This window comes from Sinomicrobium kalidii (genome assembly GCF_021183825.1).
GTDB classification, from domain to species: domain Bacteria; phylum Bacteroidota; class Bacteroidia; order Flavobacteriales; family Flavobacteriaceae; genus Sinomicrobium; species Sinomicrobium kalidii.
In genome coordinates this window covers 4,033,817-4,052,105 of record NZ_CP089211.1, presented here as the reverse complement: position 1 = coordinate 4,052,105, position 18,289 = coordinate 4,033,817, and the positions used below count along the sequence as shown (strand labels likewise).

The following is an 18,289-nucleotide window of genomic DNA, read 5'->3' as shown; positions in this document are numbered from 1 at the left end:
ACATGAAGGAAAAGCAGCATTACATAGTGAAGCATATAGTCCTCATAGCATTCGCATTCGGGGTAACAGCTTGTTCCAAAAAGGAAAAGCAGCTTTTTACTACCCCGCCGCCGGAGGCAACGGGAATTACTTTTTCCAATACCCTGGACACCACCCGGCTGAACATACTCGACTACCTCTATTTCTACAACGGGGCCGGGGTAGCCACCGGTGACATCAATAACGACAGCCTCCCGGACATTTTCCTCGTTCACAACCAGGGTTATAACAAACTCTACCTGAACAAGGGAAACATGAAATTTGAGGATATCACCGAAAAAGCCGGAGTGGCCGGAAAAAGCGACTGGAATACCGGGGTAACCATGGCCGATGTCAACGGTGACGGCTTCCTCGATATCTACGTCTGTGCCGTTGTGGGCATAAACGGTTTCCTGGGACATAACGAACTCTACATCAACAACGGCGACGGGACTTTTACCGAAAGTGCCTCCGAATATGGTCTCGACCTGGAAAACTACAGTACAATGGCCACATTTTTCGACTATGACCTGGATGGCGACCTGGACATGTACCTGCTCAATCACGCCGTCCATTCCGAAGCATCTTTCGGAAGGGCCGATATCAGGAACAGGCGGCACTATGAAAGCGGTGATAAACTTTTCAGGAACGATGACAATAAATTTACCGATATAAGTGAAGAAGCCGGGATTTACGGAGGCGCCAACGGCTACGGCCTCGGGGTGGCGGTTTCGGACTTTAACATGGACGGTTACCCGGACGTTTACATAAACAACGATTTTCACGAAGACGATTATTACTACCTCAACAACGGGGACGGTACCTTTGCCGAAAGCCTCAAAACATATTTCGGGCACACTTCAAAATTCTCCATGGGCAGCGATGCCGCAGATATCAACAATGATGGTTTTCCGGACCTGCTTACACTGGACATGCTCCCCGAAAACGAAAAAGTGCTGAAATCCTCTGCCGGGGACGACAATGTGACCATGCAGCATCTGAGAACTGAAAAACTGGGCTACCACTACCAGTACTCCCGCAATATGATGCACATTAACCGCAGGGGAAACGGTTTTTCCGAAACGGCCCTGCTGAGCGGTATCGCTGCAACAGACTGGAGCTGGGGCGCCCTTTTTACCGATTTTGACCAGGACAGCCGCCAGGACCTTTTTGTCAGTAACGGCATCCCGAAACGCCCCAATGACCTGGATTACATAAAATACACCTCCAACGAACAGATACGGAAAAAACTGGATGCCACCAAACTCATAGACAACAATGCCCTGGCCCTTATGCCTTCCGGAGTGATCCCCGATTATTTCTTTCGTGGTAGGGACAATTACACTTTTGAAGACAAATCCGGGAAATGGGCCCCAAACCCTCCCGTGATCTCCAACGGTTGTGCCTATGCCGACCTGGACAATGACGGCGACATGGACCTTATCACCAACAATCTCAACGCTACGGCCACCATATACCAAAACAGGATCAACGACCTTTCCGAAGACAATGTACCGGCCAATACAGCAAGTCATTACCTAAAAATACGGTTGCGTTACAAAAACCCGAACTATTTCGGTACGGGGAGCAAGGTCATCTCGTATCACAACGGAAAAAAGCAATTCAGGGAACTTTTCCCCGCAAGAGGTTTCCAGTCCACCTCCGAACCGGTTATACATTTTGGTTACGGTAAAAACACTTCGGCAGATTCCATAACGGTGATATGGCCCGACAAAACCTTTCAAACGCTGTACAACGTTCCCGTCGATCAGCATATCGTGATCAGTATCGATCCGGAAAGAAAACCGTTTGACTATGCCCTGTTCCGGAATACGCTCAAACCCGTGTTCACCAGGGTAACAGGAAATCTGGGCATTGATTTTACCCACCGTGAAAACCATTTTATAGATTACGACCGCCAGAAACTGATCCCCTATAATATGACCGACCGGGGCCCTGCAACTGCCGTAGGCGACCTCAACGGGGACGGCCAGGACGACATTTTCTTCGGAGGCTCCAAACGCGAACGCGCTGCAATATTCATACAACAGGATTCCGGTTTTGCCAGGACGACCGTGCCGGTCATTCAGGCGGATTCCGTTGCCGAAGGTGTAGCGGCCGTGATTTCCGATTTTACCGGGGATGGCAGGAACGGGGTCTTCGTAGCCTCGGGAGGCGGTGAATACCGCGGCAGTGCTGCCCCCCTGGCAGACAGGCTTTACCGGTACACCGACAGCACCTTTACCCGGGCAACTATCCCGGAATACTACGGAAACGGTATTGTGGCAAGGGCCTTTGACTATGACAACAACGGTTTCCGTGATCTTTTTGTGGGGAACCATGCCGTCTCCAACGACTTCGGAAAAATTCCCGAATCCTTCCTTTTGAAAAACGACAGCGGTACCTTTTCCATAGTGGAAAACGAAGCACTGCAAAATGCAGGTATGGTTACCGATGCGGTATGGACGGATTTTGACGGGGACGGCAGTACCGATCTCATCGTGGTGGGCGAATGGATGCGACCCTCCTTTTTTAAGAACACAAACGGAAAACTTTCCGACGTCACGGACCGGGTACTCTCCGAAAAAAGCAACGGACTCTGGCAGGCCATCCTTCCTTTTGACATAGACAGTGACGGCGACACCGATTACCTGCTGGGCAACTGGGGCACCAACACCAAGTTCAGTGCCTCCCCGAACCATCCCATGCAAATGTATTACGACGATTTTGACAAGAACGGAAGTACCGAAACCATAATCGCCACCGAAAAAGACGGCAGTTACTATCCCCTTGCCGGAATGGACGAACTTTCCGGACAAATGGTGAGCCTGATCCGTAAAAAATTCACCAAATACAGGGATTTTGCCGGGAAGCCGCTCGAAGAAATCATCGATCCGGAACTACTGCGGAATGCCGGTCTGCTGGAAGTCCATACCCTGCAATCGGGTTACCTGAAAAATGAAGGCGGAAAATTTACGTTCCGTCCCTTCGGTGCTGTAATGCAGCTGGCTCCGATAACAGCATTTGCCCTGCATGATTTTGACAGGGACGGAAAAGCGGAAGCTCTTGCCGGGGGCAACTATTTCGGTGTACAGCCCTATCACGGCCGGTTTGACGGATTTCCCGGCGCCCTCATCAAAAGCGAAGATGCCATCGTGCCCACGCACCTTTTGGGCATGGACCTCTCCGGAAAATCCGTACGGCACCTGAATATTATAGAACATAACAACCAAACGTATTTAATAATAACCATAAACAACAACCATGCAGAAGTATATGCCCTGCCTTAAAGGAATTTTAGGTTTTATAGCCCTGACATTTGTGCTTTCCTGCAAGGAAGATCACAAGCCCATCACGGTTTCTCCCGAAGACTACCACGCTTCGGTAGACCGGGTGGTGGAAGTGATGATACACGATATTTTTTCACCGCCGGTGGCCAGCCGGATATTTGCCTATCCGAATATTGCAGCCTATGAGATCGTTGCCCTGAACAACGAGCATTACCGTTCGCTCGCAGGCCAGTTGCCGGAACTCACTCCCATACCCGAACCCGAGGCAAACACCCCGCTTAACTACCGCCTGGCCGCACTGATAGCACATATCGACATCAGCAAAACACTGATCTTCTCCGAGTCGCGTCTCGAAGTGGTGAGAGACAGCTTGTACCACGCATGGGACAGCATTAACCCCGGGGAATTTGAGGCTTCCAGAACCTACGGGCTCCGTGTGGCAGAGCACATAAAATCCTGGATGAACACCGATAATTACAAACAAACCCGTACCATGCCCAAATACACTGTTGATTACGATGCCCCGGGCAAGTGGATACCCACCCCTCCCGCTTATATGGACGGAATAGAACCGCACTGGGACAAGATACGCCCCTTTTCACTCGACTCTGCTTCGCAGTTCAGGCCTGTCCCCCCTCCCGCTTTTTCGATGGAAGAAGGCAGTCAATTCTATAAAGAAGTCAGGGAAGTCTATGATGTAACCAACCAAATCACCGAGGAAGGCGACGAGACCGAAGAGGTAGCCATCGCCCGGTTCTGGGACTGCAACCCCTATGTATCTGTAACCAGGGGGCATCTGATGTTCGCTACCAAAAAGATCACTCCAGGGGCACACTGGATCGGTATCTGCAAAATAGCCTGCCGGAAATCAGGCACTGATTTTGACAAGACCGTTCACGCCTATACCAAAACCTCCATGGGCATCGCCGACGGTTTTATAAGCTGCTGGGACGAAAAGTATCGCAGTAACCTCATCCGGCCGGAGACCGTGATCAACAAGTATTTTGACGAAGACTGGAAACCCATCCTCCAGACCCCTCCTTTCCCCGAATACACCAGCGGGCACTCCGTGGTTTCCGGTGCGGCATCAACCATACTCACCTCTATTTTCGGGGATAATTTTACTTTTGATGATGATACGGAAATTCCTTTCGGTCTGCCCGTACGGAGTTTCACATCGTTCAACCGGGCCGCCGAAGAAGCTGCCGCCAGCCGCCTGTATGGCGGAATACACTACAGGGCAGCTATTGACGTAGGCCTGAAACAGGGCAGGGACCTCGGCCAACACCTCGTATCCAAACTGAAAATGGAAAAAAGAGAAAAAGATGTAGCGTCCAATTAATGTGTCAATTCGATAATTTTCATTGGCCAATTGGCTCATTGACTCATTGATTTATTACCTAATTAAACAAACATGAAGAGAGCCTTGACCATAGCAGGAATCCTGTGCCTGCTGCTTATTTTATGGTACCTTTTTATAAAACCCTATGACTACTTCGTCACTTTCAGGGCAAAGACGTCTCCCGGCACCATACATAACGGGATACGGGAATGGGGGCATACACAAGGGGGAATAACAATGAAAAGCGTCGGATCTGAACAATTAAAACAACAACTACAGGCCGGGGACTCTACGTTGATATTCGATTGGGAAATGATCTCCCGCAACGATTCCGTAACCCGGGTAAAAGTTCGTATTACCGACCCGGAACATTCCCTGCAAAACAAAATGGCCGTGCTCTTTACCCGGAGCACTATCGAAACCATAGCTATAAAAAAGATCAAAAATTTTAAAGAAGGACTGAAAAAACACCTGGAAACATTCAGGGTCCGGGTAAACGGCATATCACAAATTCCCGAAGCCTTCTGTGCCTGCATCAGGATACAGACCAAAAGGCCGGAAAAAACACAGGGTATGAAACAGAATTACCTCACCGTACCCGGTTTTCTGCTCGCAAACAAGATACAGCCTAAAGGAAATCCCCTGGTGGAAGTTACGGACTGGGACCGTAAAAAAGACACTATATATTTCAATTTCTGCTTTCCGATAGAAAAAAAGGACACCCTGCCCGAAGCTCCAGATATCTTTTACAGGACGATCTCCGCACAAAAAGCCCTGAAAGCCACTTTTTATGGTGAATACGGTATTTCGGACAGGGCCTGGTTTGCCCTGACCGACTATGCCCGCAGAAACAACCTCCCTGTAAAGGACGCCCCCATGGAAATATTCTTTAACAACCCCAACCTGGGGGGCGATCCCCGGCAATGGAAAGCCGAAGTGTATATGCCCGTAGCGGAAAAATAACCGGAAAACAATTCGTATGTTGCTATATTGTTTTTAATTACCGTTCAATCCTTTTTGGTAAGCATCGGTTTTTATAATTTTACGCTCCTAACTTATATATAAAGATTTATATGAAAAAGATTGGAATTATAGGTGGGATAGGCCCTGAATCCACCATTGAATACTACCGTTTAATCATAAAGAAATTTCAGGAAAAACTGGATACGGATCATTATCCCGAGTTATTGATTCAGAACATAAACATGACCGAAATGATCGGTTATGCCTTTAATAACCGGATAACGGAATTAGTCAGTTTTCTCCAAAAGAGAATAAATATCCTTGAACAATCCGGTGTGGATTATGTTGCTCTCGCTTCCAACACACCTCATATTGCTTTCGATGAACTTTCACGGAAAGTTGAGGTACCCCTCATCAGCATCGTAGAAGAAACCTGTGAAGCCATAACAAACCAAGGAATTAAAAGGCTGGCATTGTTCGGCACAAATTCTACAATGTCCCACGGTTTTTATCAGAAAGTCGCAGCAAAGTACGGTTTGGAAATTGTAATCCCCACGGAAAAAGACCGGAAATATATTCACAATAAATATATTGATGAACTGATTCCGCGAAACATCGTCACGGACACAAAAGAAAGCTTAATTAAAATAGCATATAACCTGAAAGAAACCCACGGCATTGAAGGATTAATTTTGGGAGGGACAGAATTATCCCTTATCCTGACCCCATCGGACTTTGAAGGGATCAGGGTTTTTGACACCACCGAAATACATGTTGAAAGTATAGTAAATGCCATGATCAAAAATTAAAACGTGAGATTACGGATCGGGAAAATGCATATTACCAACAAGTGGTTAATTCACTAAATTTATTTCATGAAAAAATTGGTCCTTCCCCTGCTTTACGTTATCGTTATCAGTTGTAACCCCAATTACGGGCAGCTTTCACTGGTCACCCGGCTGCCAAAAGAACTCAAGGAAAATTCGGGTATAGCGATCACGGCACAGGACAGCACCCTGTGGCTCATCAACGATTCGGGGAATAAGGACCACATCTACCGCGCAGGTTTTGACGGGAAAATGCTGGAAGACATCAAAGTAAAACACGCCAAAAATGTGGACTGGGAGGAACTCACCAAAGATGATGACAACAATTTATACATTGGTGATTTCGGGAATAACAAAAACAAAAGGGATGACCTTACCATCTACAGGATAGCCAACCCGGAGACGGCAAAAGACGAAGAGATCGAAGCCGAAAAAATAACGTTCTATTATCCGGAACAAAAGGACTTTCCGCCCAAAAAGAAGCATAAATATTACGATGCCGAAGCCTTTTTCTACCTGGACGGGTATTTTTACCTCTTCACAAAAAACCATTCCAGGCCCTTTGATGGAATCTCGTTCCTCTATAAGATCCCTGCGGAAAAGGGGCATCACAAGGCCAGACGTATCGGTGAATACACATTCTGTACAGACAAAGACCAATGTAAAGTTACGGCTGCGGCCATCTCCCCTGATAAAAAAACCGTAGCACTGTTGGGGCACGACAGGATATGGCTGTTTTCAGCATTCGAAAATGATAATTTCTTTGAGGCTTCCGTACAGGAAACCATAGCATTGCACCACGCTTCCCAGAAAGAAGGACTTTGTTTCCTTGACAACAATACGCTGCTTATCAGTGACGAAGGCAAGGGCAGTTCGGGACGGAATCTTTATAAACTCGAACTCGGTAAGGTTAAAAATTAAACCCTAGCCCGAATACAAACCGGTTGCCGTCTTTGGAATTAAACAGGGAAACATTGACCGTGAACATGTTAATGGCATTGAGGTAAAGCCCTCCGCCCACAGAATTGTGCCACCGGCCGGAATTATCGTCTTCCGTCCATACTCTTCCGTAGTCAAATCCGCCATAGGTACCCAGTGTCATGGGAAAAAGCCCCGTGCGGAACTGTGCCAGCTGAAACCGCAGATCGTTGTTGTTGTAGAACGATGTCCGCCCCGTAAAACGCTGGTTCCTGAATCCCCTGAGGCCATCCATGCCCCCTATGCTCGCCCCCTGGTAAAACTCAAATTCATCGCCTGTATTGAAGCGCGCCTTGAACTTGGTAGCAAACACCACTTTGCCCCCGGCATCGATATTGGTAGTAAACCGGACCTGCGGGGTGATGTAAAAGAAGTCCCGGCTGTTGTCCAGGTTAGAGCGGTATCCGGCCGTAAGGTCGAACTGCATCCCCAGCGTGGGAAGGGAAGTACTGTCAAAATTGGTATAACCATAGGTCATTTCTGCCCCGAAGAATTGCTGCCAGTCAAAAATACCGGGATTTACCCCGGCCTGGTCAATGAACCTGCCGTCGGTCTCTTCGATCTCAATGGTTTCAAAAACAGGTCCTATTTTAAAATATCCGCCCAGGTAACCTTCCCAGGCCAGTTTGGGAGATATGCTGAAACTGCTCATCCGTACCCGGTTATAGTCCATATCAAGTTCGTCGTCGGGATTTTCACTCTCATTCCCATACCCGAAATAGTTGATGGAAAAAAGCGGACTGGTAAAAGCAGCATCAGCTGCAAAACGCCAATTGTTCGTAAGATTCACGATCTCCCCGGAATAGGCCAGGTCAAATCCTTTGGTGGCAAAATAATATCCGCCCTTGATGCTGTGTTGCTGAGTGAAAGGGTCCTGCCGGAGGCCTTTCCCCGTATAGGTATATTTCAGTCCCAGTTTTACACCATCATCGGGATTATAACCGAAATCCGGGAACAACTGCCCGGTATTGGTCCTTACTTTCTTATAATCGTAAGTATTCAGGTTGTAATTATCGGAGAGCCTTTTGGTCACCCGGGTCTCAAAGGTATTGGGCTTTGACTTATGATCGTAAACCTTTATTTTCCGCGGGTTATTGATCTTGTACACATCATTGTTCTGCCCCCCTATGATCCTGATAGGGATCAGGGCATCCCCTTCTCCTTTGATCTCAAAAACATCATCGTCATCCAGTCCGTAGAGCCATATTTCACGGGTTTCGTCACGGTTAAAGGTAAGGTCAATGAATTTTTGTTCGTTTTTTCCCTGTATGATACGATAAGCCTCTAATCTCGTAACTCCTCCTTTTTTACGGGTAATAATAAAGTAGTCATCTTTTTCCGTACCGTAAACCACGGGGTGTTTTTTCAGCATGTGGTAATACGTTTCCGCAATTTCCGGCAGGTGTTCTTTCCGTTGTAACAGCACTGACCTGACCTTCTCCAGGGTTGTCCTGTCCATTTCTTCCGGGAGGTGGGCAAAGGCCTTGTCTACCGTTTCCTCATCGATGCGTTCACTGATATAGGCAGCTTCTTCCTGCCAGTCTTCCAGGCTATGTTTATTGAGTATGGCCATATCCAGCGGAAAAGGTTCTACATTGAACCATTTCAGGCTCCTTATTTCCGGGGTATAGGTCTGCATCATCCGTACTCCGGGGATCATCCGGGTGACAAGTCCGAGGAAAGGTCCGTCAAAGTTGGAAAAAACCTGGTCACGGTCCCTCGGTATCGGTTTGTACAGTGTTTTTCCGTCCTTTTTTCCCATATCGGCCCATCGCCACTGGTCAGCGTGCCTGTCCCAGTCGCCCAGCAACATATCAAAAAGCCGGGAACGGATGTAGAGGCGTTCATCGATCGTAGCTTCGTCCCTTCTTTTGAGTTCTTCCAGCACATCGCTCGTACTGATAATGACATCGGAATGGGCAAAACTCTCCACTCTGCCATGATCGTCGGTCACACGTTCCTCGATAAGGTACAAGGCATCTCCGTAGCGGTCGTTATATCTTCCCAGGGCCTTCTGTTTAGGAACGTAATACAATGCAGGATTGGCATGCAATACCCCGATGGCATCGGAAAGTACCCCGATGGCAAGGGCACCGTAGGGAAATGCCGTAGTGTAGAAGTCCATGACCAGGGCTTCGGTATAGGAGTCTTCCAGGTCGTCCTGCACATACTGGTCTTTAAAGGCCACCGACTGTAAAAACCGCAGTGCCCCTTTGCGGACTTCCCGCATCATATACTGCCTGCCTTCGGGGTCTTCCATCCGCAGGGAATTGGTCTGATGGCCACCCCCCGAACGGATAGGGCTGAGTCCGCCATACAGTGTATCAAGTGATACGGTCTTTGCCTCGATAAGCCTGCCGTATTCTTCCCGGTAGTGTTTTCCCCATATGGCAGAATATATTTTGCCTTTCCGGATTTCATCCTCAGCGTATATGCTCGATTTTACGGTTTCCGGAAAATCGGTGGCAAGATCATCAGGCAGGGAATCGGTATCCATATCCTTGACCCGGGTTACGAAAAGGGGATCGGTAAAATTGTTTTTTTTTCCGTAAAACTCGGCATAGGTATTTCCGTTTTTATAAACGGTAAGTTTTACATATCCTTGTCCGCCGTAGGAAAACAGTCCGTCTCTCTTTACACTCGCAGGAGCGGTTTTAGACCCCGAACCGCTGATGATAAGCGGAATATTGCGGCTCACGGCATATTGCAGGTTGTGCTCGTGTCCCGAAACAAACACTACATTGTCGGCCTGCTGGGCGAGGGTAAATATCCTGTCCTTGAGCATGCGATAGGGTTTGCTCTGGATGTCCTGGGGGGAAATGCCACTGGTTTTGCGTATAAAATTCAGGAGGGAACCCACTACAGGCAGCGGTATTTTCTGTCCCAGCGGGAAAAGTTGTTTGTCCGGTGAAAACTGTCCGCCGTGCCCGCCGTTGCTCAGCAAAGGGTGATGCATGGCTATCAGCAGTATCTTTCCCTGTGATTTGACGATATAGCTTTCCAGTTCTTCAAAAAACTGCGCTCTCGTCTTTATATCGCAATCGTCGTTCATTAAGGGGTGCTTATCCCAGTCCTCGATAAACCATTGGGAATCTATCAGCAAAAGATGTACATCGTCATTCAGCTTCTCCCTTTCTATCGGGCAACCGTCTTCCGGCAGGAACGTATTTTTCCCCAGGGCGTCTTCTATTCTTTTCTCCTGGCGTTTCAGTCCTTTTAGTCCGTCGGAATACCAATCGTGGTTTCCGGGCATAAAAACCACTTTGCCCTTAAAATTCTTTGCGATCTCCGCCTGTATGTCTATCCGGTATTCGGCCAGTTCCCGGCCCTCTTCGTCCTTTTTAGGCATTCCCGAAGGATATATATTGTCGCCCAGAAAGATCGCCGTACTGTTTTCCGTTGCGGTTTCGAGTTCTTTCCCGAAGGCTTCCAGGGCTTTTGATCTTTCTCCCATCGGGGAGTTTCCGGCATCTCCTATGAGATAGAATGTATGGGAAATTTCTTCGGCAGGCGGAGTGTTTACGGTTCGGGGCAATGTTTTATATTGCGGTTTGTATGTGGCGCAGGAAAATAAAAGTAAACCTGCAGTGAGCGACGCCCAATGTTTTTTAATTTTTATCATACAAATAAAAATGCTAATTTTAATTTCGAACTAATTTAAGCAAATTATGGATACAATTCTCCGGCGGGTCGAGAATCATGTGCTGAAAATACTGAGCGAACAACTCCCCAATCATTATTTCTATCACAACTATACACACACCCAGCGTGTGGTAAAGCACATTAACGAGCTCGTATCTGCAGAAGGCCTGGGCGAGAAAGAAAGTGAAATACTGCAAATTGCCGGGTGGTTTCACGATACGGGTTATATCAGAAGCCGCCACAATCACGAAGAAGAAAGTGCACAAATGGCCGAAGCGTTTCTTAAAGCGGAGGGGTATCCGGAAGACAGCATTGCCACCGTAAAGGACTGTATCCTGATCACCAAAAAGAACGGAAAGCCGTCGAATTTACTGCAAAAGATCATCTGTGATGCGGATTTTTCGCATTTCGCTTCCAAAAACTACATGGAAATATCCGACCTGCTCCGGGAAGAGTTCCGGTTACTGGACGGAAAAGACTATACCGATATCTCATGGGCGGAAGAAAACATAAACATGTTTGAAGAACACCATAAGTTCTACACCGCTTATGCCATTGCCAACTGGCAGCCACAAAAGGGCAAGAATCTCTTAAAGCTGAAGAAAAACCTCTCCAAACTCCGGGAAAAAAAGGAGAAGGACAAATTGAAAAAAGCCGACCTGAAACGCAAAAAGAAAAAGGCGGAAACACCGGAAAGAGGGGTCGAAACCCTTTTCAGGGTCACCCTGAGAAATCATACCAACCTGAGCAACATTGCAGACAGCAAGGCCAATATTCTCCTGTCGGTAAATGCCATTATCATATCGCTCGCACTTTCCACTTTATTTCCCAAACTGGACAAGGCCAGTAATTCCTACCTGCTTATCCCTACTATAATCTTTATGGGGTTCAGCGTAGCCTCTATCGCTTTTTCCGTACTGGCCACACGGCCCAATGTTACCAGGGGAAAATTTTCCAGGCAGGATGTAAAGGATAAAAAAGTCAACCTCCTTTTCTTCGGAAATTTTCATAAAATGAGCCTGGAAGACTATGAAGAGGCCATGAAGGAAGTACGGGAAGACAAGGAATACCTTTATAATTCCCTTACGAAAGACCTTTACTACCTGGGCAAGGTACTGGACAAGAAATACCGCCTGCTTCGCATTACCTATACGGTTTTCCTCGTAGGTATCATTATTTCGGTGATCGCCTTCGGAATTGCCACTTATTACGTTAGTCTGAGTTACTGATAACTAAACCACTCTGCACTGAAAGGTGCAGCGGTTTTCTTTACCGGGGACTAAAAGCCCCTCCTTTTAGAAAGCAATAAAATCACCAAGTTATTAGATGGATTTAGTTATTAAGTTATTTAGTCAACACACAATAACTCAATAACTTCATAACTCAATAACCGGGATTATAATTTTTTCGCACTACTAAAGTACTGCAATAATCCCGATTATCCCGATATCTATCGGATCGGGAGCAGGGTTTGACACCCTAAACTGAGACCAATAAATCCGGGGTTGTGCCATAAAACAACCCCGTACCCCGATGATTATTATAAACTCAGGACGCTATTTCTTTCATCAGGTCTTCGTAAGTATAAAGTTTTGTGTCTTTTTTGTCCTTTTTGTACAACACTTCCACACGGATGGCCTTGAGGCCGCTTGCTCCCTGGAGTTCTTCCAGTTCCAGGATTTCCACTTTGTCACTGAAATAGTCTTTGGACTGGAGAAAACGGATATAGCGCAGGTATTCTTCCTCGTCCTTGTTATTGGAATACACGATGGCTATTTTCCCTTTTTGAGTAAGCCTTTCTTCCGAATTCCGTATAAGGGCCTTATCCAGCCTTTTTTTAATGATCTCGTAGCGGGCATTGTACGTGCCGTCCACATCAAATTGTTTTTCGTCCATGCGGAAGCGGATGGAGAGCGGGGAATTGTATACCAGCAACAGGGAAGCCACATCCAGTTTTACGGGGAGCTCCTTTTGTATGGTATAATATTCGTTTTCCATTTCCCACATTACCTGTAACTGCCACAGGCGCAAGTTAAAAAGGTATATATCGCTGTATACCCTGTTATGGGCGACAGATGCGCCGATGTACATGTTGTGTTCCACGCCGTCGGTCTTATACCTTTCAAAGTAGTGGGGAAACATCCTCTGGGCTTCTTCCTGTTTTCTGTCCAGGAGGGCGGCCAGTTTCTTATTGACCAGGGTTACCGATTCATCATAATTCTTGCGATGATCATAAACTGCATCATGCACAGGGTCGAGGCTGTTAAGGTATTCCCCGATGGCATCCGCAATTTCCGTATTCAACATACGGAGATGATCGAAGAAAGGGTGTATCTCCTCTTTCAGAAAGTCCAGCACATTCTGCTCACTCCCGGCATTGAGCTCCCCTACCACATCCTGCATGTGCTCGTCCATGCGAAAGCCGATCTCTTCATATATGGGAAGAGGTTCCGCTTTCAGGGCCTCGTCGAGTATGGTCCTTGCATGAGACAGCTGAATGATAAGGTCCTTTTGTATGGCTTCATTCCGCGCTACGGACGAATCCTTTATATCTATCTGTCCGTAAAGCGGGTAAACATTGTTAAACCCTATTTCCTGCAAAGTTGCCGTATAGCCCTTGGCCTGTCTTTTCAGGTAACGGTGTATTTCTTTTTCAAATTTCCATTTTACACTGGGATGGATGGAGGTGTATTCCTGCTGAATAATGGCTTCTACCTGGTGGATCTCTTCGGTCTTTGCCCTGTTTATGGCCGTGATCAGGTAGGGCATCACATCCTCGAGTTTCTGTGCATTGACACTGTTGAGTTCCAGCGGACGTGGTGATCCCAGTTCCATAATGCCGAAAATTGAACCGTCTTCTACTACTATGGGGGCGAATATGGCACTTTGTATGCCCTGTGCCTTGAGGTTCTTATATGAGATATCCTCTCCTTCCTTTTCAAAATATTTGTCCACATCGGCAATGGCAAAATATTTTCGCTCGCGGAGCAGTTTCGTACAGGAATACTTGCACAACGCCTCCTCACTGGACAGCTCCATTTCATTCCCCATAATAAAACTGTGCAGTTCCTTGCCCGGCCGGTGCTCGAATTTTTCTTCCTCCGCATTATAACCGCAAAAGCCTACCGAAAGGTCCGGTATACCGTACAGGGAACTGAAGATCTTCTGAAAATCCTTTACGAAATTCGCCTCGTTTTCCGTGTTTATGCCCAGGAGTGTGGTCTTGAGGTCTGAAATAACGTTATCCACGGTAGCATCATACATGTTGCAGATGCCGAAGCCCTTGAGCAACCAGCTTTGCGGCGGGAACTTTTCCTTCCACAATTCCAGGTTATCAAAATTATTGAGCAGTTCGTCTATATCGTCACGGGTGATCTCTCCGGCTTTTTCCGTAGGGATGATATCCAGGTAATCCGCATTGTACAACACGCGGTAGTGCCGCATGATGTTATTGGCGTCCGGAATGTCGTAAAATACGGGCCGTTGAAAGTTTACATTGACCTTGTAGTAAAATTTGAGGATCACCGTACACGCCATGATGTACTTGTGTTCTTCCCTCATGTTCCGCAGCTTGAGGTCGAACCCTTCCCCCGCTTCTTTCACAATCTTCCTGAAGCGTTCCGTAGCGTTGAAAATCAAATTTTCAAAGGGGATGGCGGCTATCTTGATCTCGTTGTTGGTCAGCGCCGGGGAAAAAGTATCCCGGAGAAGGGTACCGATCACCTCACTGTATTTGTCCAGCAGCTTTTCGTCCGTAAACCCTTCGCGCAATTCCGGATAGGGTTTTTGTGCTTCCAGTACCTTTTTCGCCTTCATAGCGACAAATTCATCTTCGCTACGCGTCTGTTCTTCGTAGAAATCCAGCAATTTGTGAAAGCTGATTTGTACAAGGAATGGTGAATCTTTTACGAAGTTTTTCATAACGCAAATTTACTAAATTTATTGCATCCATACATCCTGGCCTTTTATTTGGCATTAAAAAAAGTGAATCCCTCTGTTTTTATATCACACTCATTAAGAGGGAATAACATAAAAAACGGTAAAGCCGGGCCGCGTTAAAATATTTCGTTAAATAGTTACGGGACAAGGCAATGTGCCAAAGAGTTTTTTAACTTTGTAAAAAAATACTATGATAGAAGACATAAAAGCTGAGATCAGTCCATTGCGCAACCAACTTCTGAAACATTCTCTTTATCAGAATATCAACAGCCCCGACGACCTGAAGCTTTTTTTGGAATATCACGTTTTTGCCGTATGGGATTTTATGTCCCTGCTCAAGGCACTTCAGCAAAAGCTCACCTGTACCGAAACTCCGTGGATACCCACGGGCAACCCGGAACTCCGTTACCTCATCAACGAGATCGTGCTGGCGGAAGAAACCGACAGTAACAAGGAGGGGAACCACCTGAGTCATTACGAAATGTACCTCGGGGCGATGAAGGAATGCGGGGCCAATACTTCCAGGATAGAAAATTTCATATCAGACCTGCTTTCCCTGAAGAACATCCTGGTGGACATTAAGCTCAGTGAACTTCCGCCTGCAGTGAAGGATTTCCTGAATTTTACGTTTTTCCTGATCGAGGAAGGCAAACCGCACAAGATCGCTTCGGCATTTACCTTCGGAAGGGAAGACCTTATTCCCGAAATGTTTACGGCCATTTTGCGGGAAATGCAGCAAAACTTTCCGGAGTTTCACATCAACAAACTCGTTTATTACTTTGAGCGGCACATTGAACTGGACCAGGACGAACACGGCCCTATGGCCCTCCGGATGGTATCTGAACTCTGTGAAGACAATGAACAGAAATGGAAAGAGGCTAAAGATGCTGCTACTATGGCAATGCAAATGCGTATTGCCCTTTGGGACACTATAGAAAAAGAGATTATCAAGGCCCGGGAAAATTCCCTGGCTTAGAAATAATGTACCAATGGGCAATCTGATAATGTGATATCATTCATTATCGGATTTCCTCATTATCAAATTGGCTGATTAGTGAATTGGCACATTAACTCAGGATTCCGGCGCCAGTTCCAGTTCCAGTCCGTCCATATCTTCGCTGATGGGCAACTGACATCCGAGCCGGCTGTTATCTTTAACGTAAAATGCTTCAAAAAGCATGGCTTCCTCATCCGGTCCCATTTCAGGGAGCGGGTGTTCGGAAAGCACGTAACACTGACAGGAAGCACACATGGCCATCCCTCCGCAGGTTCCCTCTACCGGGAGTTCGTAGGCTTTACACAATTCCATGATGTTCATGGCCATATCTGTAGGTGCATCCAGTTCGTGTACCACACCTTCCCTGTCTTTGATCTTGATCTTTATATCGGGCATTGTTAATGGAATTTCAAAAATGCAAATTTATGAAATATGCCCCGAAGAAACCGGATACGGGAACAACGATTTTTGTTATATATTTCTCCCGGCCTTTTGAAGAATCCATATGGTCGTGCAGGTCGTTGTGTCCCTGTTTTGCAACCGGAAATTAAATGTCATCATTTTATTCCCTGAAATTTCACGGCCTTTCTGGCATCGTCATTTCCGTATAAAATCTTCGCTGCCGGGATATCACTTCCCCCTATGGAGATCTCCGCGTTGTCCCTGCCCGATATTTGCAATAGCGATTCGTGTTTTTTACCGGTCTTTACCCCTTTTAATGTTATGTTTTTTCCATTGTATATGGTTAACGGCACACCTTGTGTATTGGCTATGGTTACATTTTTGAATGCCAATACATCCGTATCTATCGCCGTAATCCCTTTTTTGGCTTCCAGGTAGGCATTTTCCAGGTGCACGTTCTTCAGTTTCATTTCCGGAAGCCCCATAAAGAACGCTGCGACTTCAGAATTTACCGCAGTAATATTTTTCATGAAAATATTCCGGAAAACAGGTGTTTCCCCGGTAACAGGTACCGGTTTTTTGTCCCTGGCTTCGGTTTCGGCGTCCTGGTCTTCTTCGAGTATGGGAGAATTCCCCCCGTAGAACATATTGAACCGGATGACTTCCGTCGGAATATCTTTCATGTTGATATCGGAGATATAAATATTTTCCACTACGCCTCCCCTTCCGCGGGTGCTCTTGAACCGGAGCCCCACATCCGTCCCGATAAAGGTACAGTTGCTCACATGCACGTTTTTTACGCCCCCCGACATTTCACTTCCGATGACAAACCCGCCGTGACCGTGATATACGGTATTGTTTTTTACGATCACATTTTCCGTCGGCATTCCCCTTTTCCTCCCGGTCTCGTTTTTACCGGATTTAAAGCAAATAGCATCGTCTCCCACATCAAAAGTATTGTTGTAGATCACCGCATTTTTACAGGATTCCAGGTCGAGTCCGTCCCCGTTCTGCGAATACCAGGGGTTGCGAACGGTAAGGTTCCGGATAATAAGGTCCTCGCACATCAGCGGGTGCAGGTTCCATGCCGGGGAATTCTGAAAAACAGGGCCGTCCAGCAATACGCCCTTACAATTAACCAGGCTTAGTAAAACCGGCCTCAGGTAGTCCTTAACGGTTTCAAAGTCTCCCCTGCTCTTAAAATCGGGAACATTAAAATTGCCTTTGTTATCTCCTCTTTTCGATTTTTCCGAAGGATACCATATCTTTTCGTCATCGCTGAGCACACCGCCGGACCGCACTTTCTTTTTCCATTGGCTCGCGGTCATTTTACCTCTTTTTACGGGCCTCCAGGCATCTCCGCTACCGTCGAATATCCCTTTTCCCGTAATAGCAATATTTTTCAGGTTTCTGCCGTTTATCGGAGATTGGCACCTGTAGGTATTGAGTCCTTCAAAACTGGTCTTTACCAACGGGTAATCGTCAAAATCATCGCTGAATACTACCAATGCTCCCTCTTCGGCATGCAGTTCCACATTGCTTTTCAGTGTAATAGGTCCGGTAAGCCACATTCCCCTTGGTATAACCACCGTTCCGCCGCCTTTTTCGGCCACATGGTCAATGGCATTGGCAAATGCCCCGGTATTCTTCACTACCCCGCCGCTCTCGGCCCCGAAAAACTCAATACTTACCCTATAGTCGGGAAAGCTGGGGACTTTTATTCCCGACATTTTAAATTCAATATCCTTATAGATATCGGAATAGGCCGGTTGTGCAAATATTTTTCCTTTTACTGCAAATAACATTGCCAGGATCAAATACATGACCTGCAGTCTCCTTTTATTTATTGTAAACATATTGGTTGGTTTAAAGTTCTGATTTTCCTTATGGT

The 18,289-nt window shown here is 46.8% G+C and carries 11 protein-coding genes; 7 read left to right on the top strand and 4 right to left on the bottom strand.

The genetic code is table 11. The features are described 5' to 3' along the window. Positions 1–2: 2 nt before the first annotated feature. From LS482_RS16540 to LS482_RS16520, 5 genes are all read left to right on the top strand, one after another. Positions 3–3,308 (top strand): VCBS repeat-containing protein, encoded by a 3,306-nt coding sequence (locus LS482_RS16540; RefSeq protein ID WP_233028621.1) that lies wholly within the window; start codon positions 3–5, stop codon positions 3,306–3,308. Then, complete coding sequence (locus tag LS482_RS16535) at positions 3,283–4,650, top strand: vanadium-dependent haloperoxidase (protein ID WP_233028620.1); 1,368 nt, start codon at positions 3,283–3,285, stop codon at positions 4,648–4,650. Before LS482_RS16540 ends, LS482_RS16535 begins: the two co-directional genes overlap by 26 nt. Positions 4,651–4,722: 72 nt before the next feature. Next, the gene (locus tag LS482_RS16530; RefSeq protein ID WP_233028619.1) at positions 4,723–5,613 is read left to right on the top strand and encodes a GyrI-like domain-containing protein; all 891 of its coding nucleotides are present in this window, start codon (positions 4,723–4,725) and stop codon (positions 5,611–5,613) included. A 110-nt stretch (positions 5,614–5,723) separates the two neighbouring features. Further along, on the top strand, positions 5,724–6,422 hold the full coding sequence (locus LS482_RS16525) for an aspartate/glutamate racemase family protein (protein ID WP_233028618.1): 699 nt from the start codon (positions 5,724–5,726) through the stop codon (positions 6,420–6,422). Between the two features lie 66 nt (positions 6,423–6,488). Next, positions 6,489–7,361 (top strand): hypothetical protein, encoded by an 873-nt coding sequence (locus LS482_RS16520; RefSeq protein WP_233028617.1) that lies wholly within the window; start codon positions 6,489–6,491, stop codon positions 7,359–7,361. Here LS482_RS16520 and LS482_RS16515 read toward each other — a convergent pair. Next, positions 7,351–11,040: a ShlB/FhaC/HecB family hemolysin secretion/activation protein gene (locus LS482_RS16515; protein ID WP_233028616.1), complete on the bottom strand. Its 3,690-nt coding sequence runs from the start codon at positions 11,038–11,040 to the stop codon at positions 7,351–7,353. The genes LS482_RS16520 and LS482_RS16515 overlap by 11 nt on opposite strands. 46 nt (positions 11,041–11,086) lie before the next feature. On the opposite strand from LS482_RS16515, the gene LS482_RS16510 reads away from it, so the two are divergent. Continuing rightward, positions 11,087–12,289: a Pycsar system effector family protein gene (locus tag LS482_RS16510; protein ID WP_233028615.1), complete on the top strand. Its 1,203-nt coding sequence runs from the start codon at positions 11,087–11,089 to the stop codon at positions 12,287–12,289. A 319-nt stretch (positions 12,290–12,608) separates the two neighbouring features. Here LS482_RS16510 and LS482_RS16505 read toward each other — a convergent pair whose 3' ends face one another. Next, the gene (locus tag LS482_RS16505; RefSeq protein WP_233028614.1) at positions 12,609–14,981 is read right to left on the bottom strand and encodes a GAF domain-containing protein; all 2,373 of its coding nucleotides are present in this window, start codon (positions 14,979–14,981) and stop codon (positions 12,609–12,611) included. Between the two features lie 208 nt (positions 14,982–15,189). On the opposite strand from LS482_RS16505, the gene LS482_RS16500 reads away from it, so the two are divergent. Further along, the gene (locus LS482_RS16500; RefSeq protein WP_233028613.1) at positions 15,190–15,975 is read left to right on the top strand and encodes a DUF3050 domain-containing protein; all 786 of its coding nucleotides are present in this window, start codon (positions 15,190–15,192) and stop codon (positions 15,973–15,975) included. Between the two features lie 96 nt (positions 15,976–16,071). On the opposite strand, the gene LS482_RS16495 is transcribed toward LS482_RS16500, so the two are convergent. Further along, positions 16,072–16,392, bottom strand: coding sequence for a 2Fe-2S iron-sulfur cluster-binding family protein (locus tag LS482_RS16495; RefSeq protein ID WP_233028612.1), 321 nt, complete (start codon positions 16,390–16,392; stop codon positions 16,072–16,074). A 161-nt stretch (positions 16,393–16,553) separates the two neighbouring features. Continuing rightward, positions 16,554–18,254 (bottom strand): glycoside hydrolase family 28 protein, encoded by a 1,701-nt coding sequence (locus LS482_RS16490; RefSeq protein ID WP_233028611.1) that lies wholly within the window; start codon positions 18,252–18,254, stop codon positions 16,554–16,556. Between the last annotated feature and the right edge of the window lie 35 nt (positions 18,255–18,289).

Coding starts and splice junctions, on each gene's coding strand:
- LS482_RS16510 (WP_233028615.1), top strand. CDS start 11,087: ATGGATACAATTCTCCGGCGGGTCGAGAATCATGTGCTGAAAATACTG.
- LS482_RS16490 (WP_233028611.1), bottom strand. CDS start 18,254: ATGTTTACAATAAATAAAAGGAGACTGCAGGTCATGTATTTGATCCTG.
- LS482_RS16530 (WP_233028619.1), top strand. CDS start 4,723: ATGAAGAGAGCCTTGACCATAGCAGGAATCCTGTGCCTGCTGCTTATT.
- LS482_RS16540 (WP_233028621.1), top strand. CDS start 3: ATGAAGGAAAAGCAGCATTACATAGTGAAGCATATAGTCCTCATAGCA.
- LS482_RS16500 (WP_233028613.1), top strand. CDS start 15,190: ATGATAGAAGACATAAAAGCTGAGATCAGTCCATTGCGCAACCAACTT.
- LS482_RS16505 (WP_233028614.1), bottom strand. CDS start 14,981: ATGAAAAACTTCGTAAAAGATTCACCATTCCTTGTACAAATCAGCTTT.
- LS482_RS16525 (WP_233028618.1), top strand. CDS start 5,724: ATGAAAAAGATTGGAATTATAGGTGGGATAGGCCCTGAATCCACCATT.
- LS482_RS16495 (WP_233028612.1), bottom strand. CDS start 16,392: ATGCCCGATATAAAGATCAAGATCAAAGACAGGGAAGGTGTGGTACAC.
- LS482_RS16515 (WP_233028616.1), bottom strand. CDS start 11,040: ATGATAAAAATTAAAAAACATTGGGCGTCGCTCACTGCAGGTTTACTT.
- LS482_RS16520 (WP_233028617.1), top strand. CDS start 6,489: ATGAAAAAATTGGTCCTTCCCCTGCTTTACGTTATCGTTATCAGTTGT.
- LS482_RS16535 (WP_233028620.1), top strand. CDS start 3,283: ATGCAGAAGTATATGCCCTGCCTTAAAGGAATTTTAGGTTTTATAGCC.